The sequence below is a fragment of the Cedecea neteri NBRC 105707 = ATCC 33855 genome, from assembly GCF_001571265.1.
In the GTDB taxonomy this organism is placed as follows: Bacteria; Pseudomonadota; Gammaproteobacteria; order Enterobacterales; family Enterobacteriaceae; genus Cedecea; species Cedecea neteri.
This window is the reverse complement of record NZ_BCTL01000003.1, coordinates 21,006-45,592: the sequence shown is the minus strand read 5'-3', so window position 1 is coordinate 45,592 and position 24,587 is coordinate 21,006. Positions and strand designations below refer to the sequence as shown.

The following is a 24,587-nucleotide window of genomic DNA, read 5'->3' as shown; positions in this document are numbered from 1 at the left end:
GGCTCCTGTTACTGACCGAGAGTGAGCGTTTTCATCATCATGCCCTTCACGGTGTTGAGCACTTCGACGTTGGCCTGATAACTGCGGGAGGCGGACATGCTGTTGACCATCTCCCCGACCACATCAACGTTAGGCATACGCACATAGCCGCGTGCATCCGCGAGCGGGTTACCCGGCTGGAACACCAGCTTGTCCGGCGCGTCGCTCTCAATCACATTGGTCACTTTAACGCCACCGGTCGCCGCGCCAGGTGCAGCATCCACCTGGAAAACGACCTGTTTTGCGCGGTAAGGCTGGCCGTCAGGTCCGGTGACGCTGTCGGCGTTAGCAAGGTTACTTGCCGCCACGTTCATGCGCTTGGACTGGGCCGTCATAGCCGAACCGGCGATGTCGAAAATATTGAGTAAGGCCATCGATTATCCCTGTAGCACCGACATCATGCTTTTGATTTGCCCGCCAAGCACCGTAAGGTTTGTTTGGTAATTCAGGCTGTTATCGGCAAACTGCGTACGTTCACGGTCCATATCGACGGTGTTACCGTCCATGGCGGGCTGGTCAGGTACGCGGTAGAGGAGATCGAGCGACGGAGTGGAGTGGGTTTGTGCCGGGATATGGCGTGCCGAAGTGAGCGCCAGAGACATGCCGCCTCCTTCAACGCGTCCGCGCTCCATCACTTTTTTCATTTCACTGGCAAAGTCGATATCGCGCGCCTGAAAGCCCGGCGTGTCGGCATTGGCGATATTCGCGGCCAGAATCTCTTGGCGCTGGGCACGCAAATTAAGCGCTTCTTGCTGAAATCGCAGTGCGGCGTCCAGTTTATCGAGCATGCTTCCTCCATAGTCCATAGAATTAGGAATCGTCCGAAAGCTTAAAGCGCCTTACGCGTACGCGATGGGTGGAATAAACGCAAAATACGTCGCTATTTATCGCCTTGATCAAAACGGCTCGCGGTTAAAATCACCGCAATCTGAATACGGAGAAGCGCGATGAGAAGCCTGAAAATCTTGAGCGGCATAGCCAGTTTACTGGTCAGTCAGTTGGCCCTGGCGAGCGCACTTGATGGGCCGCTGACTGAGTATTTCCAACAGCGGCTGGCCGGGATCAGCAATGACGTTAGCGTCAAGGTGAAAACGCCGGATGCTCAGCTTCCCGCCTGCCCTCAGCCAGAATTCTCAACGCCCGGAAATGCCAAACTGTGGGGCAACGTCAGCGTCATGGCTCGCTGCGGCAGCGACAAACGTTTTATCCAGGTTCAGGTGATGGCCACGGGTCAGTATGTGGTTGCCAGTCGCCCCATTGCCCGCGGGGCAAGAATCGATGCCAATAGCGTGCAGTTAACACAGGGACGCCTTGACCAACTGCCGCCACGCACTATGCTGGATCTCGGCCAGGCGACGGACGCGGTTTCGCTCCGGGATATTGCGCCCGGGCAGCCGGTCATTCAGACGATGGTGCGCCAGGCCTGGCGGGTGAAAGCCGGCCAGCAGGTTCAGGTGATTGCCTCCGGCGAAGGCTTTAGCGTCAACGGTGAAGGCAAGGCGCTGAATAACGCCGCCGTCGCGCAAAATGCCCGCGTTCGCATGTCTTCAGGGCAGGTGGTGAGCGGGACGGTGGATGCTGATGGGAATATTCTGATTAATCTATAATCTTTTTAAAGATTCCGCGGCGACTGCCGATAGTACTATCAACAAATGATACTGACTGGCTCTTACGCCGCGAGCCCCTCGATGAGGAGAGAACAATGAGCATTGATCGCACGTCGCCACTGAAACCGGTAAGCACCGTACAACCGCGTGAAACCAGCGATCCACAGACGCTGAAAAGCCGTCTTGAAAAATCTGCAACCGCCAACAGCACCAGCGTAAAGTTGAGCGATGCGCAGGCCAAACTGATGCAGCCTGGCACCGGCGATATCAACATGGAACGCGTTGAAGCGCTGAAGACGGCTATTCGTAACGGCGACCTGAAGATGGATACCGGCAAAATCGCCGATGCGCTGATCCAGGAAGCCCAAAGCTATTTGTCGAGTAAATAACGGTGAGTCGTCTGTTAGAAGTGCTGGACCAAATGACCGCAGTGTTGAATTCACTGAAAGAAGTGATGGATGCTGAACAGCTGCAGCTTTCCGCAGGCCAGATAAATAGCAACGCGCTGCAACGTATAACTGAAGATAAAAGCTCGCTGCTGGCTACGCTGGATTACCTGGAGCAGCAGCGTCGCGCAGAGCAAAATGCCGGGGCGGTAACCAGCCTGGATGTCAGCCAGCGCTGGCAGACGATTACGCAAAAAACCCTGCATTTGCGGGACATTAACCAGCACAACGGTTGGTTACTGGAAGACCAGATGGCGCGCAATGAGCAGGCTATTGCCGTGTTAAAACCGCATCAGGCACCGGATTTCTATGGCGCCGACGGGCAGGCAACGTCGCAGGGCAACCGCGGCGGTAAAAAAATCACTATCTGATTTTCCCACCAGATGAAAACTGCTGGTCAACACTCTCCTTGACCAGCAGCTTGTTTATTTCAGCGATTTCAAGACTTTTACCGTAGCCTCAATATCAATCTCATCCTCTGAGAAGAGATGCGTTTCGCCCTGGAAAGTGGTCACGGCCAGTTTTTTCACCGTACGCATTTCCCCTTCTTTTTTCTCTGCCTTTGGGCGAATGCTGTTCATCAGCAGGCCAACCGACAGCACCGCATTTTCTTTATCAATCTTCCCGTCCGCAGGTTCTTCTTCGCTGTACACCACGAAAGATTTGATCGAGGTGATTTTAAGCCGCTCGCCCGCAATAAACAGATGCTTGCTCTCGGGCTCCACTTTCACGGCAAACGCCGACAGCCCTTTATTATTGGTCCCCGGCTCGAAGGTCACCGACGCGTCCTTTTTGATAAGCTCCGGGTTGGCGACTTTAATCACATGGAAATAACGGTTTTCGCCGTTTTCATCTTTAATAAATCCGAAGCCCTTGTCTTCGAACCAGGTTGTGATTATTCCTCTCATCGCTCTGTCACCTAATTAACCTTTCAACATATAAAGAATAGGGTGGCGTGACGAAACCGTCATCCACCCAGAAAAAATCAAAGCGTGCGGCGGGCGAAATCTTTCAGCCTGAAGCCCAACAGCAACAGCGTCGCAAAATAAGCGACAACGCCGGCTACCACAACCGCCATCAGCCGCAGCAGACGATAAGGCATATTGCCTAAATCCCAGGCAGGCATGACGTACATCAGCCCAACCAGTACCGCCGACATCACCACCACCGCTGCTACCAGGCGCAGCAGGAACGGCGTCCAGCCCGCCTGCGGCTTGAAGATATCCTGTTTACGCAACTGCCAGTAAAGCAGCGAGGCGTTAATACAGGCCCCCAGACCAATCGACAGCGAAAGCCCGGCATGTTTCAGCGGGCCGATAAACACCAGGTTCATCAGCTGGGTCAAAATCAGCGTCACGATGGCTATCTTCACCGGCGTTTTAATGTCCTGCCGGGAATAGAAGCCCGGCGCCAGCACTTTCACCACGATAAGCCCCATCAAGCCAACCGAGTACGCGACCAGCGCGCGCTGGGTCATCAGGGCATCAAAAGCAGAGAATTTGCCGTACTGGAACAAAGACACGGTCAGCGGTTTGGCCAGGATACCCAGCGCCACGGCGCTCGGCAGCGCTAGCAGGAAGCAAAGACGCAGCCCCCAGTCCATCAGGCGAGAATACTCATCGTGGTTGCCGGTGGCAAAGCTCTTCGCCAGCGACGGCAGCAAAATTGTGCCTAACGCCACGCCTAAAACACCGGATGGGAACTCCATCAGGCGGTCAGCATAATACATCCATGAAACCGAACCGGACACCAGGAACGAAGCAAAGATGGTGTTGATGATCAGTGAAATCTGGCTGACGGAAACGCCGAGGATCGCCGGGCCCATCTGCTTGATAACCCGCATAGCGCCGGCGTCTTTAAAGCTGATACGCGGCAGCACCAGCATGCCAATCTTCTTCAGATGCGGCAGCTGATAGGCCAGCTGTAATACCCCCCCTACCGTTACCGCCCAGGCCAGCGCCAGAATCGGCGGGTTAAAGTGCGGGGCAGCAAACAACGCAAAGCCAATCATGCTGAGGTTAAGGAACGTCGGGGCGAACGCTGGCACAGAGAAGCGGTTCCAGGTATTGAGAATCGCCCCCACCAGCGACGCCAGTGAAATCAATAAAATGTACGGGAAGGTAATGCGCAGCAGGCTTGAGGTCAGCGCGAATTTATCCGCCGTGTCGGCAAAGCCCGGGGCGGTAACCAAAATAACCCACGGCGCGGCAAGCATGCCGAGTACGGTGACCAGCGCCAGCGCAAGGGTCAGCAGCCCTGAGACGTAGGAGACAAAAACGCGGGTAGCGTCTTCACCCTGTTTACTCTTGTATTCGGCAAGAATCGGCACAAACGCCTGGGAGAAAGCGCCCTCGGCAAAGATACGCCGCAGCAGGTTCGGCAGCTTAAATGCCACGAAGAAGGCGTCCGTCGCCATTCCTGCCCCAAATACCCTCGCCACAATAGCGTCTCGCGCAAAGCCAAGCACGCGTGAAAACATGGTCATCGAGCTGACGGCCGCCAGCGATTTTAATAGGTTCATTTATTCTGTTATTCCACAAACATTAACGCCTGCGGCGCAGGCGTTAATGGATGATGACAAGTCGGCATAGTCTACCGATACGGGGCCGAATTGCTACCGTGATATGTTACAGCTTATTCGCTAATTGCCTCGCGCCAGAGCTTCTCCACGACGCGCTGCGCCAGCAGAGCCTGCTCGCCGGAGGTTTCCGGAACCGTCTGATTCGCCACGCAGTCGATAAAGTGACGCGCACACCCCGCAAAGCCGCGCTGTTCCAGCGTAGTTTGCCAACTAGGAATCGGCTGTTCCACCACGCCAGCGCCGCATTCTTCACGCCACTGACGCATGTCTGTCACCTCATACAGCCCGCCGTCCGTCACCGCCTGAACCCACTCACGCTGGCTTCCGGCACGGCGATGCATGCTGGTGGTCACGCTCAGGTTGCCCTGGCTGAAATGGTGTTCGGCGTACAGCATTTGTCCCGACTCGTTGGTTTGCAACGTCCCGCTTTGCAACTGAGCAGCACCGCCCCCAAGCCAGAGCGCGGTATCCACCACGTGAAGATAGTCATCAAGCAGCGTGAAGCGCAGATCGCCCGGGCCGACGCTGTCGCTGCGGTGTTTATCCATGCGCAAAGACGCCCCGGCAGAGAGCTTTGCTTTTAACTGCTGGTAGCGTGGGGCAAAACGGCGATTAAAGCCCACCATCAGGGTACGCTTTTTGCGCTCGGCAAGTTCCACCAGCTTTTCAGCATCGGCGAGGTTTTCCGCCAGAGGCTTATCCACGCAGACGCTGACGCCGGCGTTGAGCAACTCATTCACTACCGCGTAGTGGGAGCTGGTAGCGCTATGCACAAAAACAGCGTCGCACTGCGCCGCCAGATCGCTGAGTGACTCGATATACGGCATGCGCCAGGTTTCGCACACTGGTAATGCTTTCGCTTTGGTCGGCGAAAATGCGCCCACCAGCGACCAGTCGTTGGATGCGCCAAGAACCGGCAGCCAGGCTTTCTGCGCGATCCCCCCCAGCCCAACCACACCAATACGTAATTTCGTCATCCTTAATCCCCCAGGTGTGCCAGCAATGAATCCAGACGCTGTTTAAGTTCGGCGACTTCAGCTTCCAGCGAGTCCACTCGCGCGCTGAGATCGTCCGAAACCGGGCTGACGCTTTGCCCGGCAACCGCATGAGCTTCAACCTCACCGCTAAAAAGATGCATATAGCGGCTTTCGCGTTTGCCGGGCTCTCGCGGCAGGCGCACAACAAATGGCCCGTCTTCACGGCCCGCCAGCCCTTCCAGCGTGGCTTCTACCTGCGCCATATCGGTGAACTCGAACATTCTTCCGGCACGGCTGCGAAGCTCACCCGGCGTTTGCGCTCCGCGCAGCAGCAAAGTCGTGACCACCGCCACTTCTGCTGGCGTCAGCTTTAAATTACCAAACTCTGAGTTGCAAAAACGCTGCTCGTATTTCGTCACGCGGTTGCCAAACCCGCTGACGGTTCGCAAATAATGGTTTTTGACCAGCCCGTCCAGCGTGTCCTGGACGTCGTGCTCTTTCAGATCCATCACCGGTTCACGGTTTGTTTTCTGATTACAGGCGGTGACCACGCCGTTGACGGACATTGGATATTGCTCTGGCGTAGTGAGCTGTTTTTCCAGCAGGCTGCCGATGATGCGGGCTTCAATCGCCGTTAACTGATATTTCATCTTTTAAACTCCACGACCTGGGGTCCAGTCTTGATTAACCAGCGCGGTGAGAACGTGATCCCGCCATACGCCGTCAATCAGCAAATAATCCTTTGCGTAGCCCTCTTTTTCGAAGCCCAGACGCGCCAGAAGATCGCCGCTGCGCTGATTATGCGGCATATAGTTGGCCATAATGCGGTGCACGTTCTGGCTACGTTGCATGTAGCGAATAGCGCTGGTCAGCGCCTCATGCATTAACCCCTGCCCCTGCCATTTTTCGGCGATGGAGTAACCGAGGTAGCAGGCGTGGAACGAGCCGCGCACGACGTTGGAAAAGTTAGCCACGCCAATGACCTCTTTTTCTTCCGGGTCGAGCAGCGCAAAGTAGTACGCGCTGCCCTGTTTGTGCATTTCTCCGATCATGCCCAGCCTTGCCTGCCAGCCCGAAGGATAGCAGTAGCTTTCATCCCGAATGGGTTCCCAGGGTTTCAGAAATTGGCGATTTTCGGTGTAGTAATCTGCCATACGCCAGGCATCTCGCTCATGGACCAGACGCACCACCAGTCGGTCAGTCACCAGGCGAACTTTTGGTGCGTTACTGCGGTAGCCAAACATGTTTATTCCACTCCTTCATCCCGGTTGACGGGGCACATCTTGTTACTATACCTGTGCCTGGCCGTCGTGTGAAAACAACAACATGACGCAACATCACTTTTTTCGATGAAAGCCTTGAATCAAACTCGTTGCACGATAAAAAAATATTGTCCTGCATCAGGTATTAAAAGCCCGGAGGGCAAGCGAGAATAAGTGCTTATCGCGTTTAATTAAGTTCCCTGGAGGGGAGATGTCGCGGGTGGCGCAGGCAAGGAGCCTGGGTAAATATTTCCTGCTGCTTGATAACATGTTAGTGGTATTGGGCTTTTTCGTTGTCTTCCCTTTGATTTCCATCCGCTTCGTTGACCAGTTAGGCTGGGCCGCTTTGATGGTCGGGATTGCCCTGGGCCTACGCCAGTTTATCCAGCAGGGGCTGGGCGTCTTCGGCGGCGCAATTGCCGACAGACTGGGTGCCAAGCCGATGATTGTCACCGGTATGCTGCTGCGCGCCGCGGGTTTTGCCACCATGGGCATCGCCACTGAACCCTGGATGCTGTGGCTTTCCTGTCTGCTCTCCGCCATTGGCGGGACGCTGTTCGACCCGCCCCGTTCGGCGCTGGTCGTCAAACTGGTTCGCCCTCAACACCGGGGCCGCTTCTTCTCAATCCTGATGATGCAGGACAGCGCGGGCGCGGTGATCGGCGCTCTGCTGGGTAGCTGGCTGTTGCAGTATGATTTTCGTCTGGTGTGCGCCGTCGGTGCCGTAATGTTTGTCCTGTGCGCGGCGCTTAACGCCTGGCTGCTGCCGGCCTATAAGCTTTCAACTATTCGTACCCCAATGCGCGAAGGCATGGGCCGCGTGTTCCGGGATAAACGCTTTATTACCTACGTCCTTACGCTCACCGGTTATTACATGCTGGCGGTGCAGGTCATGCTGATGCTGCCGCTGATGGTCAACGACATTGCCGGTACCGCGTCGGCGGTGAAATGGATGTACGCCATTGAAGCCGCGCTTTCGCTGACGCTGCTCTACCCTATCGCTCGCTGGAGTGAAAGGCGCTTCCGCCTGGAGCAACGCTTAATGGCAGGCCTGGTGCTGATGACGGTAAGCCTGATGCCTATTGGGCTTACGTCCAACTTACAGCAGCTTTTCGCCCTGATTTGTACCTTCTACATCGGCTCAATCATCGCCGAGCCCGCCCGGGAAACGCTGAGCGCCTCGCTGGCGGATGCCCGCGCTCGCGGCAGCTACATGGGGTTTAGCCGTTTAGGGCTGTCGCTGGGCGGCGCGCTGGGCTATACCGGCGGCGGCTGGCTGTTTGACGCGGGGAAAGCGCTGCAGCAGCCGGAGCTGCCCTGGGCGATGCTCGGGATTATCGGCTGTATTACCCTTGCCGCCCTGTGGTGGCAGTTCAGCCTCAAACCGGTGGAACCGACGATGTTCGAGCCTGGTGGCCAGGGGTAAATCCTCCTTTCATCTTTTTCCTGTAGCCGCTAACGCCGTGCCGCATTATGCTGATTAACGCAAGGCACGGCATTGGAGCCGCTATTTTGAGGAAGCCTATGAAGAAGATTGTTTTTGCCGCAGCATTGATGCTTAGCGGCCTGCTCTCCGGATGCAACCAGTTAACGCAGTACAGCGTGAGTGAACAGGAAATCAACCAGTCGCTGGAAAAACACAATAACTTCTCGAAGAACATTGGCCTGCCCGGCGTGGCTGAAGCCCATGTGGTGTTAACCCATTTAGTCAGCCAGATTGGACGGGAAGAGCCGAATAAAATTACCCTGACCGGCGATGCCAATCTCGACATGACCTCGTTGTTTGGTAACCAGAAAGCCATTCTGAAGCTCAAGCTGAAAGCGCTGCCGGTGTTCAATAAAGAGCAAGGTGCCATCTACCTGCAGGAAATGGAGGTCGTTGACGCTCAGGTCGAACCGCAAAAAATGCAGAGCGTGCTGCAGACCATGATCCCTTACCTTAACCAGTCCCTGCGCAGCTACTTTAATCAGCAACCTGCTTACATCCTGAGCGAAGACCGCAGCACCGGCGAGTCGCTGGCGAAGAAATATGCCAAAGGCATTGAAGTGAAACCCGGTGAAATAATCATTCCGTTAACGGAATAGCCCCCGCCCCTCAGAGCCGTTATGCGCTCTGAGGGTTTTGTGCAACATGTGCAACATAAGGGGTGCAAACGATAACGTTTCCCCTTATCCTTAGTGCCCGGCATAAAACCAGCCCTTGATGACTGATTTCCCTCTCACGCCGGAGCACATTGATGACCGCATTACCTCAGGTATTAAAAATCCGCCGCCCAGATGACTGGCATATTCACCTTCGTGACGGTGAGATGCTGAAAACCGTGGTGCCTTACACCAGCCAGATCTATGGCCGTGCGATTGTCATGCCCAATCTTGTGCCTCCTGTTACCAGCGTGGACGCCGCTATCGCTTATCGTCAGCGCATTCTTGATGCGGTTCCGGCCGGGCAAAAGTTTGAACCGCTGATGACCTGCTATCTGACCGACACATTGGATCCCAACGAAATCGAACGCGGTTTCAATGAAGGCGTGTTTACCGCCGCCAAGCTTTACCCGGCGAACGCCACAACCAACTCCGCTCACGGCGTAACCAGCACCGCAGCGATCCTGCCAGTGCTTGAACGTATGCAGAAAATTGGCATGCCGCTGCTGGTTCACGGCGAAGTCACCCATGCTGACATCGATATTTTCGATCGCGAAGCGCGCTTTATTGAAACCGTCATGGAGCCGCTGCGTCGCCAGTTGCCTGAGCTGAAAGTGGTGTTTGAACATATCACCACCAAAGATGCCGCCCAGTATGTGAAAGAAGGCAACTCGCTGATTGGCGCGACTATCACGCCTCAGCACCTGATGTTTAACCGTAACCACATGCTGGTGGGCGGAATTCGTCCGCACCTTTATTGCCTGCCGATTCTGAAACGCAGCGTCCACCAGGAAGCACTGCGCGAGCTGGTCGCGAGCGGCTGCGATCGCGTGTTCCTCGGCACCGACTCTGCGCCACATGCACGTCACCGCAAAGAAGCCAGCTGCGGCTGCGCAGGCTGCTTTAACGCGCCTTCCGCGCTGGGTGCCTATGCAACGGTATTCGAAGAAATGAACGCGCTGCAGCATTTTGAAGCTTTCGCTTCGCTGAACGGCCCGCGCTTCTACGGCCTGCCGGTCAATGAAGAACACATCGAGCTGGTCCGCGTGGCTGAGAAAATGCCGGAGCTGATTGAAGCCGGTGACGACAGCATTGTGCCGTTCCTGGCGGGTGAAGACGTGGTCTGGTCAGTTAAAGGCTAAATTTTTCAACGCCCCCTGTTGCTTACTGGAAATTTAACCTGTATAAATATCCAGTATATTGTACAGGGGGTTGTTATGCGTATTGAAGTGACTATAGCCAAAACCACACCGTTGCCAGCCGGGGCCATCGACGCCCTTGCCAATGAGCTTTCCCGCCGTATCAATCAACATTTTCCCGACACCAGCAGCGAAGTGCAGGTACGTTATGCCTCAGGCAATAACCTGTCCGTGCTGGGCGGTGCCAAAGAAGATAAAACGCGAATCAGCGAGATCCTCCAGGAAACCTGGGAAAGCGCTGACGATTGGTTCTCTGCCGACTAATACCCTCAATTATGTTGGTACTTTTTTTGCCGGGTGTCGCCATCCGGTTTTTTTTATTCCTTGCCTTACCTTGATTTGCTTATTTTTTAAACTCCCCTCCAAGCCTTTCTTATCTTTCTTTTAGATAATCTCAGAATAGCCTGTCGATTTATTGTTCGTTTTTTCTGAATAATGCGGAAAAAGTGTTACCAGGTAATTATTTCATCCCCATGAAGGCCGTAGTATTGATATACTTAAGTCGCTTCACGATAAATCACGCATGAACCTCACTAGTCGTTGTCTTTAAACACGTATAAAAGGGGTTATGATGGAAAAAAATAGTGATGTTATTCAGACTCATCCCCTCGTCGGATGGGATATCAGCACCGTCGATAGCTACGACGCCATGATGCTGCGCCTGCATTACCTGACATCCAATACTCAGAAGCACGATGAAACAGAGATAGGCCAGACGCTCTGGCTGACCACCGATGTCGCCCGGCAATTTATTTCCATCCTTGAGGCCGGGATAGCCAAAATTGAATCCAGTGATTACCAGGAAAGCGATTATCGCAAGCATTGACGACACATGCTTAACAATAGCTACAGGCACCCAACAGGGTGCCTTTTTTATTTTAAGCACCACCGTCAATTGCATCGTTCCGGTGAATTAATTACCCTGCTACAGATAATTTTCCACAGAGAAAAGCTTATGAACTACGACCTCATCATTGTCGGCAGCGGTTCCGTCGGTGCCGCCGCAGGCTGCTATGCAACACACTCGGGCCTGAAAGTCCTGATGATTGACAGCGGCCACCCGCCTCACGATCAGGGCAGCCACCACGGCGATACCCGCCTGATGCGTCATGCTTATGGCGAAGGTGAAAAATATGTCCCATTGGTTCTGCGAGCGCAAAAGCTGTGGGATGCCCTGGCTGAAGCCAGCGGCGAGAAGCTCTTTCATCGCACCGGGGTCATTAACCTGGGGCCGACTGATTCGCCATTTATTCGCAATGTTGCCGCCAGCGCAGAAAAATTCTCCCTGCAGGTTGAAACGCTGGACGCCGCCGCCATTTCCGCCCGCTGGCCGGAGATTGCGGTGCCTGAAAACTACGTTGGCCTGTTTGAACCGGACTCCGGCGTATTGAAAAGTGAACTTGCCATCGAGACCTACATCAACCTTGCTAAACAAGGTGGTAGCGCTCAGCTGTTTAACTGCAAGGTCACGGATATCCGCCACGGCGACGACGGCGTGACGGTCGTGACCGAAGAAGGTGAATATCATGGGAACAAGCTGCTGGTCAGCGCCGGTACATGGGTGACCAAACTGCTGCCTGACCTGCCGGTCAAGTCGGTACGCAAAATCTTTGCCTGGCACCAGGCCGATGGCCGCTACAGCGAGAACAACAAATTCCCGGCGTTTGCCGCAGAAACACCGAACGGCGATCAATATTATGGCTTCCCGGCGGAAGACAACGAGCTGAAACTGGGCAAGCATAACGGCGGGCAGCTGATTGACTCGCCCGAGCAGCGTAAACCCTTTGGTGCCGTCGCCAGCGATGGGTCTGAAGTGTTTCCTTTCCTGCGCGAATTTTTACCCGGCATCGGCTGCTGCCTGCACGGTAAAGCCTGCACCTATGACAATTCGCCGGATGAAGATTTCATCATCGATACCCTCCCCGGCCATGACAACACGCTGATCATTACCGGGTTGAGCGGGCACGGGTTCAAATTTGCCTCCGTTTTAGGCGAAATTGCCTGCCAGTTTGCTTTGGGTCAAAAACCCACCTTTGATTTATCTCCGTTCGTACTTTCTCGCTTCAAAACAGCGTAGAATCCCCGAGTGGCGGGCACTTCCGCCACTTTTACCCGGGGCCATCATGATTCGCTTTATTCAATTTTTAACCAACAATATTCGCGAACACTTTATTCTGTATCTTATTCTCTGGGCAACGCTTGCACTTCTCGACCTGGCTTATATTTATTTCTTTTGACTATTCACGCTCAGGTTATATTGACAAATGTTGACGTAAAATTAATAAAATATAGTTTCACGGCAAATAATTCACTGCCAACTAATATCCACTCCAATCAAAACGATTATATTCATTCGACTCTACTGAACGCCTTCCGCAAGTGTCATTCAAAAAAAACAGACATACAATAAATATATATCGAAATAAGAATATTTATGTTGATCTGCTGTTAACGGAACGCCTATGTTTTAACTTCTTTAGAAAACACATGGACGCATAAATATGCAATGGCGAAACTCATCCGAACGCTACGGACATTTTTCGGTTCTGCTTCACTGGCTTGTCGCCGCCACGGTTTACGGCATGTTTGCGCTCGGACTGTGGATGGTTACGCTGGGCTATTACGACGTCTGGTACCATAAAGCACCAGAAATACATAAGAGCATCGGCATCTTGTTAATGTCTGCTCTGGTGATTCGTCTTCTCTGGCGTTTTATATCGCCGCCGCCGCCACCGTTAAAAAGTTATTCACGCCTGACGCGTATCAGCGCGCTTACTGCACATATTTTGCTGTATGCATTATTGTTCGCCATTTTGCTGAGCGGGTATCTGATTTCAACGGCTGACGGTAAACCTATTAGCGTTTTTGGCTGGTTTGATGTGCCCGCCACGCTGACGGACTTCGGGGCACAGGCCGACCTTGCCGGGACAATTCATCTCTGGCTGGCGTGGACCGTGGTGATTGTTTCTCTGCTCCATGCCCTCGCGGCCCTGAAGCACCATTTTCTAGATAAAGATGCCACCCTCAAGCGCATGCTGGGGAAAGCATCCCGTTAACTATGGAGTAAGACAATGAAGAAAATCCTGCTGGGAGCCACCTTAAGCGCTCTGTTATTCACCACCGGTTCTGCCGTTGCTGCTGATTACAAAATTGATAAACAGGGTCAGCATGCGTTTGTGAACTTCCGCATTCAGCATCTCGGCTACAGCTGGCTGTACGGCACCTTCCGTGATTTTGACGGCAGCTTTACCTTTGACGAAAAAAATCCTGCGGCGGATAAAGTGAACGTCACCATCAACACCACCAGCGTTGATACTAACCATGCCGAACGTGACAAACACCTGCGTAGCGCTGAGTTCCTCAACGTCACGAAGTTCCCGCAGGCCACCTTCACCTCAACGGAAGTGAAGAAGGACGGCGAGACGCTGGATATTACCGGCAACTTGACGCTGAACGGCGTGACAAAGCCGGTCACGCTGAAAGCGAAGCTGATTGGCCAGGGTGACGATCCGTGGGGCGGCGTGCGCGCGGGGTTTGAAGCCGAAGGTAAAATTAAGCTGAAGGAATTCAATATCACTCAGGATCTGGGCCCTGCGTCACAGGAAGTTGACCTGATTATTTCTGTCGAAGGCGTGCGCCAGTAAAAACACATCCCCCGGCGAACCGGGGGATTTTTATTACTTCTCCGGATCAGGAATACCCAGGGTGGTATTCAACATCCCACGAGATTTATTGAAGATCTTATTCCCGTTTTCGCGGCCAGCCCGGCGGCGGCGCTGTTCTTCGGGAGACAACGCCAGCTCATCACGGCAAATTTCACTGCAACAGCCAGAGAATTTCTCAGCGCAGGCCGGACACTGAATAAACAGCAGGTGGCAGCCGTCATTCTTGCAGTTGGTGTGGCTATCACACGGCGTCCCGCATTGATGGCAATGAGCGATCACATCGTCAGAAATACGCTCGCCCATGCGCTCATCGAAAACAAAGTTTTTCCCAACAAAGCGCACCGGTAAACCTTGCTCACGCGCACGACGCGCATATTCAATAATCCCGCCTTCAATGTGATACACATTTTGGAAGCCGTTATGGCGCATCCAGGCGCTGGCTTTTTCGCAGCGAATGCCGCCGGTGCAATACATGACAATTTTCTTCTCTTTGTCATTCTGCATCATATCCACGGCTTTCGGCAGCTGTTCACGGAAGGTGTCGGCCGGAATTTCGACGGCATCCTCGAAGTGCCCCACTTCATATTCGTAGTGGTTACGCATATCGATAAATACCGCGCTCGGATCGTCAAGCATGGCGTTCACATCTGCGGCTTTCAGATATTCACCCACATCGCTTGCATCAAACGTAGGATCATCAATACCGTCAGCAACAATACGGTCACGCACTTTCATGCGCAGCACCCAAAAGGATTTGCCGTCATCTTCAAGCGCAATATTCAGGCGCAGATTATTTAATGCCGGATGGAAGGCGTAAATCGCCTCGCGGAAGGCATCAACGCGGCTTTCCGGAACGCTAATCTGAGCGTTGATCCCTTCATGCGCCAGATAGACACGTCCAAACACGTTGAGGCTCAAAAACAGCTGATAAAGCGCATCACGCGTGGCCTGCGGCGCTTCAATAGTGAAATATTTGTAGAATGAGATGGTCGTGCGCGGCTCGGTTTCGGCAAGCATGCGCTCGCGCAGCTCCTCATTCGATACGCGGTTGTGTAACACTGGCATGGTGTTCGCTCGCAATCGTTGGAAAAAAGTGGGCTGCATCATAAAGCAAATAACGCTTATTTACATCCCCACGTTTTACGCTACATTTTGCTCACTCAACGACATTCGCGGCAACAATAGATGAAATATCAGTCACTCTGACGCCGCTTATTTTGGCTCTGCGCCAAAAAATGTCACAATGGAATGATTAGAAGATCCGGCAATTGCCGTCACAAAGGTTTTACATGACGAACTTACCGCAATTCTCTCGTGCGTTGTTGCACCCGCGCTATTGGCTCACCTGGCTGGGTATTGGCTTTTTATACCTACTGGTACAACTCCCCTACCCGGTACTTTACCGCATCGGCTGCGGGCTGGGCCGGCTGGCAAAACGCCTGATGAAACGCCGCGCGAAAATAGCCTACCGCAACCTTGAGCTCTGTTTCCCGGAAATGAGCGAGGAAAAACGCGAGCAAATGGTGGTCGCCAACTTCGAGTCCGTCGGCATGGGGCTGATTGAGACGGGTATGGCCTGGTTCTGGTCCACCGAGCGCATCAATAAATGGTGCCACTACGAAGGTGTCGATATTGTTAAAGGCATCGAAAAAACGGGCCAGGGTATTTTGCTGATTGGCATTCACTTCCTGACGCTGGAACTTGGCGCTCGAATTTTCGGCATTAAAACGCCGGGCATCGGCGTCTATCGCCCCAATGACAATCCGCTGCTGGACTGGCTGCAGACCTGGGGACGCATGCGTTCCAATAAGAGCATGATTGACCGTAAAGATCTGAAAGGCATGATCCGCGCGCTGAAAAATGGCGACATCATTTGGTACGCGCCGGACCACGATTACGGTCCAAGAGGCAGCGAGTTTGTGCCGTTCTTCGCCGTTGAACAAGCGGCCACCACCACGGGAACCTACACGCTGGCTAAACTCTCCGGCGCCTGCGCTGTCCCCTTTGTTCCGCGCCGCCTGCCTGACGGCAAAGGCTACGAGCTGACGATTATACAGCCAGAACTCAACCCGCCGCTTGAAAGTCCAGAACAGACCGCGCGCTGGATGAACAAAATCGTCGAGAAGTGCATCCTGATGGCACCGGAGCAGTATATGTGGCTGCATCGCCGCTTTAAGACGCGCCCGGAAGGGATGCCCGACCGCTACAAATAACGCCTAAAAGCCGCCTTTTCAGGCGGCTATTTTTTGCCGATCGTTTGATCGAAAAAGCCCTTTGATTTGCCAGCCCAATGCCAACAGGCGCATAATTAGCAGAGTAATAATTCCCTCTCTTTTCTTTGGCACTGGCAACTTCGGAGCGGTATGACTCCCCCTGACAGCACTATCAACTGGAAGCGTAATCTGGCCGTCGTCTGGGTTGGCTGCTTCCTGACCGGCGCAGCCTTCAGCCTGGTCATGCCGTTCCTTCCGCTTTACGTTGAGCAACTCGGGGTCACCGGCCACAGCCAGCTGAACATGTGGTCCGGGCTGGTCTTCAGCATTACTTTTCTGTTTTCTGCCGTGGCATCCCCTTTCTGGGGCGGGCTTGCCGACCGTAAAGGCCGAAAACTCATGCTGCTGCGTTCCGCGCTCGGGATGTCTATCGTGATGCTGTTTATGGGACTGGCGCAGAATATCTGGCAATTCCTGGCGCTACGGGCTCTGCTCGGCCTGCTCGGTGGGTTTGTGCCTAATGCCAACGCTCTGATAGCCACCCAGATACCGCGCCATAAAAGCGGCTGGGCGCTCGGCACGCTTTCTACGGGTGCGGTCAGCGGTGCGTTGTTAGGCCCGCTGATGGGCGGTCTGATGGCTGACAGCTACGGGCTTCGCTCGGTGTTCTTTATCACCTCGCTGGTGTTGTTTATCTGCTTTGTGATGACGCTATTCTTTATCCGTGAGTCGTTCACGCCGGTGTCGAAAAAAGATATGCTGCACGCCCGCCAGGTGCTGACCTCATTAAAAAATCCCCGCCTGGTGCTGAGCCTGTTTGTCACCACGATGATCATACAAGTTGCCACTGGCTCTATCGCGCCGATTTTAACGCTCTACGTGCGCGATCTGGCCGGTAACGTCAGCAATCTGGCGTTTATTAGCGGGATGATTGCATCTGTGCCTGGCGTCGCGGCATTGATCAGTGCTCCAAGACTCGGCAAGCTAGGCGATCGCATCGGCCCGGAAAAGATCCTGATTGGCGCGCTGCTGATCTCCGTTCTGCTGCTCATCCCTATGTCGCTGGTACAAAACCCGTGGCAGCTCGGGATCTTACGCTTCTTGTTAGGTGCCGCCGACGGCGCGCTGCTCCCCGCCGTGCAAACGCTGCTGGTTTACAACTCTTCGAACCAAATCTCAGGCCGGATTTTCAGCTATAACCAGTCCTTCCGCGATATTGGCAACGTCACCGGCCCGCTGCTCGGGGCCGCCGTTTCCGCCAGCTACGGCTTCCGCACCGTGTTTCTGGTCACCGCCAGCGTGGTGCTGTTTAACGCCCTTTACTCGTGGATGACGCTACGTCAACCCGCCGAACGAGTCCGTATTCCGGGAGAGTGAATCTCAGACTTGCAGATTTGCCAACAGCGTCAACAATTAACTGGAAATCGTAACGGAGCAGCCGCTCCCCGACCTTTGCCACAAGGAGATGCCCATGAGCATGTATGCAACCCTGGAAGAAGCCATTGATGCCGCGCGGGAACAATATCTTGCCGATAACCCGAGCGTGGATGAAGAGAGCGCCAGCGTCGAGCAGTTCAATTTCCAGAAGTACGTTTTACAGGATGGCGACATCATGTGGCAGGCCGAGTTCTTTACCGACGACAGCGAGGAAGGCGAATGCCTGCCAATGCTCAGCGGTGAAGCAGCGCAAAGCGTGTTTGACGGTGATTTCGATGAGATTGAGCTGCGCCAGGAGTGGCTGGAAGAGAATACGCTGCACGAATGGGACGAAGGTGAATTTCAGCTTGAGCCGCCGCTGGACACCGAAGAGGGGCGCACGGCGGCAGACGAGTGGGATGAGCGCTAGTCGCTATTCATAAGGCCCGTGGCTGGCGTCAATCGGCAAGAGCAAAGTGTCAAAGATCAGCGAAAACGGCAGGTCGAGCACGGTGATATAACGCCATGCGCCTTCGCGTACATCCCAGCGCACGCCGGGGTAATATTGGTTTCCGTGCCCCTGCCCCGGCACCGTCCGGCTAATAATGCTGCCGCAGCCGCTCAGCAGAAACGCCATCATCAGTACCGCAATTATTCTACCCACACACGCTCTCCTGTTCGGAAGCGCTGAGTATAACCATCGCCGGATAAAAGGCAAAAAAATGCCGACCCTGAGGTCGGCATTGTCACTTAGCTGCGGCTTACTTTGACGTCAGCGCCAGCGGGTTAAGCTGCAGCTTCCTGTAGCTGTCAACCCAGGAGGAATAGCGCTCCGGGTTCGCCCACACGCGATAATGCAAACGCGACATGGTCATCGGGTCGCTCAGCAGCACCAGGCGGCGGTCGCGATTGAGTTTGTCCGGCGTTTCGTTCAGCGCCTGCTCAACGTGACGGTCACGGGCAATCTCCAGCACCAGACTCTTACGGTGGCGAGCCGTTGCCATCGCCGTGCTCAGGGCGTTAAACGACGGGTTAAACACCGCGTGCATAAAGCCATCGTCCAGCGTGCGGCTGCGGTTCAGCTCCAGATAGTTCTCGGTGTCCACCAGCACCTGCGGCGGAGAATACTCTTCCGGGATCAGGAACAGCTTCCAGCGCTTGGTGCGCAGGCCGAGGGTCGCCCGGCTCGAGAGCACGGAAACGAACGGCGACAGGATCAGTGAGAAGACAATCGGTGCCAGCCAGAACAGGAAACGCAGATCCAGCCAGGCCATGCCCACCGCCCAGACCAGACCCAGCAGCAGTTGAGAACCGTGGCGCATGAAGGCTTCACCCCAAGGCGTGGAGTCATCGTCACGCTGCGGTGAGTTCCAGACCACTTCCCAACCCAGGAACGCGCTGACCACAAACACGGTGTGGAACAGCATACGCACCGGCGCCAGCAGCACGGAGAACAGCACTTCAAGCAGCAGTGAACAAGTCACACGCAGGAAGCCGCCATACTCTTTAGAGCCTTTGCACCAGATAAGAATAATGCTCAGCAGCTTAGGCAGGAACAGCAGAACCATGGTCGAGGCAAACAGCGCAATCGCCAGTTCAGGACGCCACTGCGGCCAGACCGGGAACAGCTGCCGCGGCTGGAGGAAGTACTGCGGCTCAGTCAGTGCGTGGACAACCTGCAGGGCGGTAGACAGCGCCAGGAACATAAACCACAGCGGGGCAGACAGATAGGACATGACGCCAGTCAGGAACACTGCACGGTGAACCGGGTGCATGCCCTTAACCAGGAACAGACGGAAGTTCATCAGGTTGCCCTGGCACCAGCGGCGATCGCGTTTCAGCTCGTCCAGCAGGTTCGGCGGCAGTTCTTCGTATGAACCAGGCAGATCGTAAGCAATCCACACGCCCCAGCCGGCACGGCGCATCAGCGCAGCTTCAACGAAGTCATGGGAAAGAATTGATCCGGCAAAGTTACCTTCACCCGGCAGCGGCGCCAGCGCACAGTGTTCAATGAACGGCTTCACGCGAATAATGGCGTTGTGGCCCCAGTAGTGGGATTCCCCCAACTGCCAGAAGTGCAGGCCCGCAGTGAAGAGCGGCCCGTAAACGCGGGTGGCGAACTGCTGGCAGCGCGCGTACAGCGTATCCATGCCGGAGGCTTTTGGCGAAGACTGAATAATACCGGCCTTCGGGTTCGCTTCCATCAGGCGCACGAGGTTAGTCAGGCAATCACCGCTCATGACGGAGTCGGCGTCCAGCACCACCATGTAGCTGTACTGGTTACCCCAACGGCGGCAGAAGTCATCGATGTTGCCGCTTTTACGCTTCACACGACGACGACGACGGCGGTAGAAGATCTGCCCTTCGCCCTGCACTTCCGCAATCAGCTCCATCCAGGCTTTTTGCTCCGCAACGCAGATATCCGGGTTGTAACTGTCGCTCAGGATATACACGTCGAAGTGCGCCTGCTGCCCGGTGGCTTTGACGGATTCCCACGTCGCCCGCAGGCCAGCAAACACGCGATCTACGTCTTCATTACAAATCGGCATGATAAGCGCGGTACGGTGTTCAGGGTTGATGGGCTCATCCCCCACCGTGGACGCAGAAATGCTGTATTTATCTTTGCCCATCAGCAACTGCAGGAAGCCCATCAGCGCGGTCCAGAAACCGGCAGAGACCCAGCAGAACAGCACGGCAAACAGAATAAGGATGCCGCTTTGCAGGATGTACGGCAGCAGTTGCATGAAGGAGACCCACAGATCCTGGCCCCCCATGTCCGCCGGGTTAATCAGCGCCCAGCCCTGATACGGAAGAATCGTCTTCATATACCAGGTCGCGACCACGGTTTGCGCCAGCGTGAGGATCAGCAGGATGTAGCGTCGAATAGTGCCGACGGTACGCCATTTCTGCTCAGAGGCCTCTTCTTCTTTAGACGAGAACTTAGACTTCGTTTCACGTCCAAGCAGGCGATCCCAGAAGCGGCCAATCGGGTTGGTACGCCACGGGTCCGGGAACATAGAAGCTCGCGTCGCTTTCGGCATGGCCTGAAGCTGAGTGCGCCCTTCATCATCGGTAATCAGCTGTTCGCCGCCGAGGGAACCCGGCCAGCTCGCCTCAAGACGCGCTTTTACCGAAGCCAGGGGGGAATCATCCGCACGTTCAAAAGGGTGATGCTGCGCATCAAGCGCCTCATGCACCGCCTGAAGGTCAGATGTCGGCAAAGCCGCCTTCTGCTCAGCAGAAAGCGGGAGTGCTTCGATGTAGTCGTGCGAGAATTCAGTAGACTTATTCATTGGCAGGCAGCTGGTAGCTCCAGGTTTCACTCAATGTCTGCTCGCCGTTAACCAGCGCAGCACGCATTTCCGTCGTCTTCTTCTCGTCTTTCAGCTTCACGCGCAGCGTTAAACGCCAGCCTTTGTTGACCGGGTTATAGCGCACCTGGCTGTCAACGATTTCACCGTTATCGCCAATGCTGGTCTGTGCGGTGACCGGCGTATCGGCTGGCAGTTTTTTCATGTCTGCCCCGGTAAAGTCCACCACAAACGCGATGGTGCCGTCCGGCTGGCGGATCAGGTTAGACTGCTTCACATCCCCGGTAGAACGGCGAGTTTGCAGCACATACGCGTTATCCGGCGCATGCATTTTGTCTTCGTCGCGGCTAAAGGTGATGGTGTACTTAAAGTTCATCTCTTTGCCAGGATCCGGCAGCTGGTCTGGCGTCCAGTAAGCAACGATGTTGTCATTCGTTTCGTCGTTGGTTGGGATTTCAACCAGCTCTACGCGACCTTTGCCCCAATCCCCGACCGGCGCAACCCACGCACTAGGGCGCTGATCGTAGCGATCGTCTAAATCTTCAAAGCGAGAGAACTGACGGCCACGTTGCAGCAGGCCAAAACCAACCGGGTTTTCCGTGGCGTAAGAACTGACGGCCAGGTGTTTCGGGTTGTTCAGCGGACGCCAGATCCATTCGCCGTTACCGGCATGAATAGACAGGCCGTTAGAGTCATGCAGCTCCGGACGGAAGTTAGTCGTTGGGGACGGCTGATTTGGCCCGAACAGGAACATACTGGTCAGCGGCGCGACGCCCAGTTTGCCCACTTTGTCACGCAGGTAAACTTTCGACTGTACGTTCACCACGGTATCGCGCCCTGGGGTGATAACAAAACGGTAAGCCCCGGTCGCTCGTGGGGAATCAAGCAGTGCATACAGGGTTAACGTTTTATCCGTTGGTTTCGGACGTTCAATCCAGTATTCGCGGAAACGAGGGAACTCTTCGCCAGAAGGCAAAGCGGTATCAATCGCCAGACCACGGGCGGACAGGCCATACACCTGGCCGGCGCCAATTACGCGGAAGTAACTCGCTCCGAGCATGCTGACAATTTCGTCGTTCTTATCTTTGCTGTTGATCGGATAGAGCACTTTGAACCCGGCAAAACCGAGATCTTTTACGGTGTCTTTATCGTGCTTTACATCACCGAAGTTAAAATAGTCCGGGTTGTATTTGATCTGATGCACCGCGGTGGCGGTCACTTCGTTAATGGTTACCGGCGAGTCGAAGTACATACCCTGATGGTAGAACTCGAGCTTGAATGGGGTCTTGATGTTGTTCCAGTAAGCTTTATCGTGATTAAACTGGATCTGCTGGTAGTCCGCGTATTTCATCTCACGGAATTGCGAAGGCAGGTTGCTTTTCGGTGCTTCGTAGCTCTTGCCCGCTAAGGTTTTCGCCTGTTTTGCGACATCGTCGATAGTGAACGCCCAAACCGAGGTGGTATAAAGGGACAACATTACCGCAGCGCCAAGCCAGGACACTTTCATCATATTTGCTTTATGTTTCATATTAACCAGCACATCCCCCTTTGTGTGCTTAAATCAATCTATCCATTTTAATGGAAAGTTTTGCTTTCCGACAACCAAATCACCGCTTTGTTCAGCGTACTGGCTCAGGGTTTAAGCAAAATAAAGACAACTGCTTACGCTTTAAGAGTTCATCCTGGCGACAGGATGACATGCTTAGTGTAGGGTTGCCACGAATATGTAGACTGAACTGGACTTTTAGCCTGATGGGATAGGGTCTTAAGGATAAGACGAATAGTCTGAAAATGTCTGGAGTATTATGAGTAACGCACCGCAACAACGTGAGTTTTTCCTGGATTCTATCCGGGCATGGTTGATGCTATTGGGCATCCCGTTCCACATTTCGCTTATCTATTCGAGCCACCACTGGCACGTGAATAGTGCGATGCCCTCTGCGAGCCTGACGCTATTTAATGACTTTATTCACGCGTTTCGTATGCAGGTTTTCTTCGTTATTTCCGGCTATTTTTCCTACATGCTATTTCTACGCTACCCGCTGAAACGCTGGTGGACCGTGCGCGTAGAGCGGGTCGGCATCCCGATGCTCACCGCGATACCGCTGCTGACGCTGCCTCAGTTCATGATGCTGCAATACATCAACGATAAAGCCGGCTTGTGGCATACGCTCACCGGTTATCAAAAATACAATACGCTGGTGTGGGAGCTTGTGTCTCACCTGTGGTTTTTACTGGTCCTGGTGATATTAACGACCCTGGGCATGGTTTTGTTTCAAAAAATTAATAATTTTATAATTCGAAACGAAAAGAATAATAATTCACCAATTACCCTGGGAAAACTCTCACTTTTATTTCTTGGCTTCGGCATTTTATATGCCGCTATTCGCCGAACTATTTTTATTATCCACGCGCCGTTATTAAGCGACGGGCTGTTTAATTTCGTGGTAATGCAAACGCTGTTCTATCTGCCGTTCTTTATGCTCGGCGCGCTGACGTTCAAACGCGAGTCGCTGAAAATCCTGTTCACCACGCCTTCACGCTGGAGCCAGGTGGGCGCGGTCTTTGCGTTTGCTGCTTACTTATTAAACCAGCGCTACGGCAGCGGCGATGCCTGGATGTACGAAACAGAAAGCGTGATCACCATGCTGATGGGGCTATGGATGGTCAACGTGGTGTTTTCGCTGGGCTATAAAATGCTGAATTTTAAATCTGCGCGAGTGACCTATTTCGTTAATGCATCGCTATTTATTTATCTGGTACACCATCCGCTCACGCTGTTCTTCGGCGCGTTTATCACGCCGCACATCACGTCCAATATTTTAGGCTTCTTCAGCGGGCTGGTCTTTGTGGTTGGCATTGCGCTGCTGCTCTATGAGCTGCACCTGCGCATTCCCCTGCTTCGCTTCCTGTTTTCAGGCAAGCCGAAGGAGAAAGCGGCTACGCCACAATCATTTGCGGGATAACACACGAAAGGCCGGTCATTAACACCGGCCTTTGTTATCTCTGCGCCAGGAATCTTAGCCGCCGTAGATTGAAGTTTTATGAAACTGTTGTGATTTATTTATGACACTCAGCTGCAATCTGCTGATAAATCTGCGTGTTTTCATCATCAAAGCAGACAAATACCACACGCTCCGGCAGCGGCCGCTGGCCAATGTATTTGTAAACAACATCCCATGCTATCCGCGCGGCTTGAGCCTTTGGGAAGCCGTACACGCCGGTGCTGATTGCAGGGAAAGCAATTGATCGATAGCCGTTAGCGGCGGCCAAATCCAGACTATTGCGGTAGGCCAGTTCCAAAAGCTCAGCTTCGTTCTGCTCTCCACCGTGCCAGACCGGCCCTACGGCGTGAATCACCGCTTTTACCGCAATGTTCCCGGCTTCAGTGATCACCGCATGGCCAGGGGCGCATTCGCCCTGCAGCTGGCGTACCGCTTTACAGGCTTCCAATAGCGCAGGCCCGGCGGCGCGATGAATCGCCCCATCCACTCCCCCACCGCCCATCAGCGAAGGGTTTGCCGCGTTGACGATCACATCGACCTCAATCTGCGTGATGTCACCCTGGATTACCTGTATGCGTTCACTCATTAACCATTCTCCAACTGTACTTTGCCGTAGTCTATTCTCGTCAGACGGGGCGCGTACATGACTATTATCGTTTCCGGACATTTCAACTGTTGAAAATGTCCGGATATCAGTCACAAAAAACCCCGCCTTAACGGGGCA

28 protein-coding genes are annotated in these 24,587 nt (G+C 54.1%); 16 read left to right on the top strand and 12 right to left on the bottom strand.

Annotation, left to right across the window (positions count from 1 at the left end; genetic code table 11):
• Window positions 1–8 precede the first annotated feature (8 nt).
• Both flgC and flgB read right to left on the bottom strand, forming a co-directional pair.
• Window positions 9–413, bottom strand: coding sequence for a flagellar basal body rod protein FlgC (gene flgC, locus CNE01S_RS01525; RefSeq protein WP_061272587.1), 405 nt, complete (start codon window positions 411–413; stop codon window positions 9–11).
• A 3-nt stretch (window positions 414–416) separates the two neighbouring features.
• The gene (gene flgB / locus CNE01S_RS01520; protein ID WP_038473701.1) at window positions 417–827 is read right to left on the bottom strand and encodes a flagellar basal body rod protein FlgB; all 411 of its coding nucleotides are present in this window, start codon (window positions 825–827) and stop codon (window positions 417–419) included.
• A gap of 159 nt (window positions 828–986) precedes the next feature.
• Here flgB and flgA point away from each other — a divergent pair, with 159 nt between their 5' ends.
• The 3 genes from flgA to flgN all read left to right on the top strand — a co-directional run bounded on the left by flgA (window position 987) and on the right by flgN (window position 2,463).
• Window positions 987–1,646 carry a flagellar basal body P-ring formation chaperone FlgA gene (gene flgA / locus CNE01S_RS01515; RefSeq protein ID WP_061272584.1) on the top strand — a complete coding sequence of 220 codons (660 nt, stop codon included), beginning with the start codon at window positions 987–989 and terminating at the stop codon, window positions 1,644–1,646.
• Window positions 1,647–1,741: 95 nt separating this feature from the next.
• The gene (gene flgM / locus CNE01S_RS01510; RefSeq protein ID WP_061272581.1) at window positions 1,742–2,035 is read left to right on the top strand and encodes a flagellar biosynthesis anti-sigma factor FlgM; all 294 of its coding nucleotides are present in this window, start codon (window positions 1,742–1,744) and stop codon (window positions 2,033–2,035) included.
• Between the two features lie 2 nt (window positions 2,036–2,037).
• The gene (flgN, locus tag CNE01S_RS01505) at window positions 2,038–2,463 is read left to right on the top strand and encodes a flagella biosynthesis chaperone FlgN (RefSeq protein WP_038473709.1); all 426 of its coding nucleotides are present in this window, start codon (window positions 2,038–2,040) and stop codon (window positions 2,461–2,463) included.
• A gap of 54 nt (window positions 2,464–2,517) precedes the next feature.
• Here flgN and CNE01S_RS01500 read toward each other — a convergent pair whose 3' ends face one another.
• The 5 genes from CNE01S_RS01500 to rimJ all read right to left on the bottom strand — a co-directional run bounded on the left by CNE01S_RS01500 (window position 2,518) and on the right by rimJ (window position 6,894).
• Window positions 2,518–3,000 carry a cold-shock protein gene (locus CNE01S_RS01500; RefSeq protein ID WP_039291841.1) on the bottom strand — a complete coding sequence of 161 codons (483 nt, stop codon included), beginning with the start codon at window positions 2,998–3,000 and terminating at the stop codon, window positions 2,518–2,520.
• A 77-nt stretch (window positions 3,001–3,077) separates the two neighbouring features.
• Window positions 3,078–4,613, bottom strand: coding sequence for a murein biosynthesis integral membrane protein MurJ (gene murJ / locus CNE01S_RS01495; RefSeq protein ID WP_061272578.1), 1,536 nt, complete (start codon window positions 4,611–4,613; stop codon window positions 3,078–3,080).
• 113 nt (window positions 4,614–4,726) lie between these two features.
• Window positions 4,727–5,650, bottom strand: a complete 924-nt coding sequence (locus CNE01S_RS01490) for a Gfo/Idh/MocA family protein (protein ID WP_061272575.1) — start codon at window positions 5,648–5,650, stop codon at window positions 4,727–4,729.
• A gap of 2 nt (window positions 5,651–5,652) precedes the next feature.
• Window positions 5,653–6,300: a YceH family protein gene (locus CNE01S_RS01485; protein ID WP_061272572.1), complete on the bottom strand. Its 648-nt coding sequence runs from the start codon at window positions 6,298–6,300 to the stop codon at window positions 5,653–5,655.
• Between the two features lie 3 nt (window positions 6,301–6,303).
• Complete coding sequence (gene rimJ / locus CNE01S_RS01480; RefSeq protein ID WP_061272569.1) at window positions 6,304–6,894, bottom strand: ribosomal protein S5-alanine N-acetyltransferase; 591 nt, start codon at window positions 6,892–6,894, stop codon at window positions 6,304–6,306.
• A 229-nt stretch (window positions 6,895–7,123) separates the two neighbouring features.
• On the opposite strand from rimJ, the gene mdtH reads away from it, so the two are divergent.
• The 9 genes from mdtH to CNE01S_RS01440 all read left to right on the top strand — a co-directional run bounded on the left by mdtH (window position 7,124) and on the right by CNE01S_RS01440 (window position 13,897).
• Window positions 7,124–8,338, top strand: a complete 1,215-nt coding sequence (mdtH, locus tag CNE01S_RS01475; protein ID WP_061272566.1) for a multidrug efflux MFS transporter MdtH — start codon at window positions 7,124–7,126, stop codon at window positions 8,336–8,338.
• Window positions 8,339–8,436: 98 nt separating this feature from the next.
• Window positions 8,437–8,997, top strand: a complete 561-nt coding sequence (locus tag CNE01S_RS01470) for a lipoprotein (RefSeq protein ID WP_061272563.1) — start codon at window positions 8,437–8,439, stop codon at window positions 8,995–8,997.
• A gap of 152 nt (window positions 8,998–9,149) precedes the next feature.
• A complete protein-coding gene (pyrC, locus tag CNE01S_RS01465; RefSeq protein WP_061272560.1) occupies window positions 9,150–10,196 on the top strand; it encodes a dihydroorotase in 1,047 nt (348 codons plus the stop codon).
• A 75-nt stretch (window positions 10,197–10,271) separates the two neighbouring features.
• Window positions 10,272–10,517 carry a DNA damage-inducible protein I gene (gene dinI, locus CNE01S_RS01460; RefSeq protein ID WP_038473733.1) on the top strand — a complete coding sequence of 82 codons (246 nt, stop codon included), beginning with the start codon at window positions 10,272–10,274 and terminating at the stop codon, window positions 10,515–10,517.
• A 307-nt stretch (window positions 10,518–10,824) separates the two neighbouring features.
• Window positions 10,825–11,079, top strand: a complete 255-nt coding sequence (gene bssS / locus CNE01S_RS01455) for a biofilm formation regulator BssS (protein ID WP_061272558.1) — start codon at window positions 10,825–10,827, stop codon at window positions 11,077–11,079.
• A gap of 129 nt (window positions 11,080–11,208) precedes the next feature.
• On the top strand, window positions 11,209–12,330 hold the full coding sequence (gene solA / locus CNE01S_RS01450) for an N-methyl-L-tryptophan oxidase (protein WP_061272556.1): 1,122 nt from the start codon (window positions 11,209–11,211) through the stop codon (window positions 12,328–12,330).
• Between the two features lie 46 nt (window positions 12,331–12,376).
• Window positions 12,377–12,490, top strand: coding sequence for a DUF2770 family protein (locus CNE01S_RS24230; RefSeq protein ID WP_072279077.1), 114 nt, complete (start codon window positions 12,377–12,379; stop codon window positions 12,488–12,490).
• A gap of 264 nt (window positions 12,491–12,754) precedes the next feature.
• Window positions 12,755–13,309 (top strand): cytochrome b, encoded by a 555-nt coding sequence (locus CNE01S_RS01445; protein WP_061272554.1) that lies wholly within the window; start codon window positions 12,755–12,757, stop codon window positions 13,307–13,309.
• Window positions 13,310–13,324: 15 nt separating this feature from the next.
• Entirely contained in the window at window positions 13,325–13,897 is a 573-nt protein-coding gene (locus CNE01S_RS01440; RefSeq protein WP_061272552.1) for a YceI family protein, read from the top strand.
• Window positions 13,898–13,930: 33 nt separating this feature from the next.
• On the opposite strand, the gene trhO is transcribed toward CNE01S_RS01440, so the two are convergent.
• On the bottom strand, window positions 13,931–14,983 hold the full coding sequence (gene trhO / locus CNE01S_RS01435) for an oxygen-dependent tRNA uridine(34) hydroxylase TrhO (protein ID WP_061272550.1): 1,053 nt from the start codon (window positions 14,981–14,983) through the stop codon (window positions 13,931–13,933).
• Window positions 14,984–15,207: 224 nt separating this feature from the next.
• Here trhO and CNE01S_RS01430 point away from each other — a divergent pair, with 224 nt between their 5' ends.
• The 3 genes from CNE01S_RS01430 to CNE01S_RS01420 all read left to right on the top strand — a co-directional run bounded on the left by CNE01S_RS01430 (window position 15,208) and on the right by CNE01S_RS01420 (window position 17,977).
• Window positions 15,208–16,131: a Kdo(2)-lipid IV(A) acyltransferase gene (locus CNE01S_RS01430; protein WP_061272548.1), complete on the top strand. Its 924-nt coding sequence runs from the start codon at window positions 15,208–15,210 to the stop codon at window positions 16,129–16,131.
• Between the two features lie 150 nt (window positions 16,132–16,281).
• Complete coding sequence (mdtG, locus tag CNE01S_RS01425; protein WP_061272546.1) at window positions 16,282–17,508, top strand: multidrug efflux MFS transporter MdtG; 1,227 nt, start codon at window positions 16,282–16,284, stop codon at window positions 17,506–17,508.
• Between the two features lie 94 nt (window positions 17,509–17,602).
• A complete protein-coding gene (locus tag CNE01S_RS01420) occupies window positions 17,603–17,977 on the top strand; it encodes a MysB family protein (protein ID WP_008453535.1) in 375 nt (124 codons plus the stop codon).
• Between the two features lie 3 nt (window positions 17,978–17,980).
• Here the strand turns inward: CNE01S_RS01420 and CNE01S_RS01415 are convergent, their stop codons facing one another.
• From CNE01S_RS01415 to mdoG, 3 genes are all read right to left on the bottom strand, one after another.
• A complete protein-coding gene (locus tag CNE01S_RS01415; protein WP_409450381.1) occupies window positions 17,981–18,202 on the bottom strand; it encodes a YceK/YidQ family lipoprotein in 222 nt (73 codons plus the stop codon).
• A 106-nt stretch (window positions 18,203–18,308) separates the two neighbouring features.
• Window positions 18,309–20,840 carry a glucans biosynthesis glucosyltransferase MdoH gene (gene mdoH, locus CNE01S_RS01410; RefSeq protein WP_061272544.1) on the bottom strand — a complete coding sequence of 844 codons (2,532 nt, stop codon included), beginning with the start codon at window positions 20,838–20,840 and terminating at the stop codon, window positions 18,309–18,311.
• Complete coding sequence (gene mdoG, locus CNE01S_RS01405; RefSeq protein WP_096754202.1) at window positions 20,833–22,368, bottom strand: glucans biosynthesis protein MdoG; 1,536 nt, start codon at window positions 22,366–22,368, stop codon at window positions 20,833–20,835. The genes mdoH and mdoG overlap by 8 nt, the downstream gene beginning before the upstream one ends.
• A 295-nt stretch (window positions 22,369–22,663) precedes the next feature.
• Between mdoG and mdoC the strand changes: the two genes are divergently transcribed.
• Window positions 22,664–23,824, top strand: coding sequence for a glucans biosynthesis protein MdoC (mdoC, locus tag CNE01S_RS01400; RefSeq protein ID WP_061272542.1), 1,161 nt, complete (start codon window positions 22,664–22,666; stop codon window positions 23,822–23,824).
• Between the two features lie 94 nt (window positions 23,825–23,918).
• Here mdoC and ymdB read toward each other — a convergent pair whose 3' ends face one another.
• Window positions 23,919–24,449 carry an O-acetyl-ADP-ribose deacetylase gene (gene ymdB, locus CNE01S_RS01395; protein ID WP_061272540.1) on the bottom strand — a complete coding sequence of 177 codons (531 nt, stop codon included), beginning with the start codon at window positions 24,447–24,449 and terminating at the stop codon, window positions 23,919–23,921.
• Window positions 24,450–24,587 lie beyond the last annotated feature (138 nt).

Coding starts and splice junctions, on each gene's coding strand:
- flgC (WP_061272587.1), bottom strand. CDS start 413: ATGGCCTTACTCAATATTTTCGACATCGCCGGTTCGGCTATGACGGCC.
- flgB (WP_038473701.1), bottom strand. CDS start 827: ATGCTCGATAAACTGGACGCCGCACTGCGATTTCAGCAAGAAGCGCTT.
- flgA (WP_061272584.1), top strand. CDS start 987: ATGAGAAGCCTGAAAATCTTGAGCGGCATAGCCAGTTTACTGGTCAGT.
- flgM (WP_061272581.1), top strand. CDS start 1,742: ATGAGCATTGATCGCACGTCGCCACTGAAACCGGTAAGCACCGTACAA.
- CNE01S_RS01500 (WP_039291841.1), bottom strand. CDS start 3,000: ATGAGAGGAATAATCACAACCTGGTTCGAAGACAAGGGCTTCGGATTT.
- murJ (WP_061272578.1), bottom strand. CDS start 4,613: ATGAACCTATTAAAATCGCTGGCGGCCGTCAGCTCGATGACCATGTTT.
- CNE01S_RS01490 (WP_061272575.1), bottom strand. CDS start 5,650: ATGACGAAATTACGTATTGGTGTGGTTGGGCTGGGGGGGATCGCGCAG.
- CNE01S_RS01485 (WP_061272572.1), bottom strand. CDS start 6,300: ATGAAATATCAGTTAACGGCGATTGAAGCCCGCATCATCGGCAGCCTG.
- rimJ (WP_061272569.1), bottom strand. CDS start 6,894: ATGTTTGGCTACCGCAGTAACGCACCAAAAGTTCGCCTGGTGACTGAC.
- mdtH (WP_061272566.1), top strand. CDS start 7,124: ATGTCGCGGGTGGCGCAGGCAAGGAGCCTGGGTAAATATTTCCTGCTG.
- CNE01S_RS01470 (WP_061272563.1), top strand. CDS start 8,437: ATGAAGAAGATTGTTTTTGCCGCAGCATTGATGCTTAGCGGCCTGCTC.
- pyrC (WP_061272560.1), top strand. CDS start 9,150: ATGACCGCATTACCTCAGGTATTAAAAATCCGCCGCCCAGATGACTGG.
- dinI (WP_038473733.1), top strand. CDS start 10,272: ATGCGTATTGAAGTGACTATAGCCAAAACCACACCGTTGCCAGCCGGG.
- bssS (WP_061272558.1), top strand. CDS start 10,825: ATGGAAAAAAATAGTGATGTTATTCAGACTCATCCCCTCGTCGGATGG.
- solA (WP_061272556.1), top strand. CDS start 11,209: ATGAACTACGACCTCATCATTGTCGGCAGCGGTTCCGTCGGTGCCGCC.
- CNE01S_RS24230 (WP_072279077.1), top strand. CDS start 12,377: ATGATTCGCTTTATTCAATTTTTAACCAACAATATTCGCGAACACTTT.
- CNE01S_RS01445 (WP_061272554.1), top strand. CDS start 12,755: ATGCAATGGCGAAACTCATCCGAACGCTACGGACATTTTTCGGTTCTG.
- CNE01S_RS01440 (WP_061272552.1), top strand. CDS start 13,325: ATGAAGAAAATCCTGCTGGGAGCCACCTTAAGCGCTCTGTTATTCACC.
- trhO (WP_061272550.1), bottom strand. CDS start 14,983: ATGCCAGTGTTACACAACCGCGTATCGAATGAGGAGCTGCGCGAGCGC.
- CNE01S_RS01430 (WP_061272548.1), top strand. CDS start 15,208: ATGACGAACTTACCGCAATTCTCTCGTGCGTTGTTGCACCCGCGCTAT.
- mdtG (WP_061272546.1), top strand. CDS start 16,282: ATGACTCCCCCTGACAGCACTATCAACTGGAAGCGTAATCTGGCCGTC.
- CNE01S_RS01420 (WP_008453535.1), top strand. CDS start 17,603: ATGAGCATGTATGCAACCCTGGAAGAAGCCATTGATGCCGCGCGGGAA.
- mdoH (WP_061272544.1), bottom strand. CDS start 20,840: ATGAATAAGTCTACTGAATTCTCGCACGACTACATCGAAGCACTCCCG.
- mdoG (WP_096754202.1), bottom strand. CDS start 22,368: ATGATGAAAGTGTCCTGGCTTGGCGCTGCGGTAATGTTGTCCCTTTAT.
- mdoC (WP_061272542.1), top strand. CDS start 22,664: ATGAGTAACGCACCGCAACAACGTGAGTTTTTCCTGGATTCTATCCGG.
- ymdB (WP_061272540.1), bottom strand. CDS start 24,449: ATGAGTGAACGCATACAGGTAATCCAGGGTGACATCACGCAGATTGAG.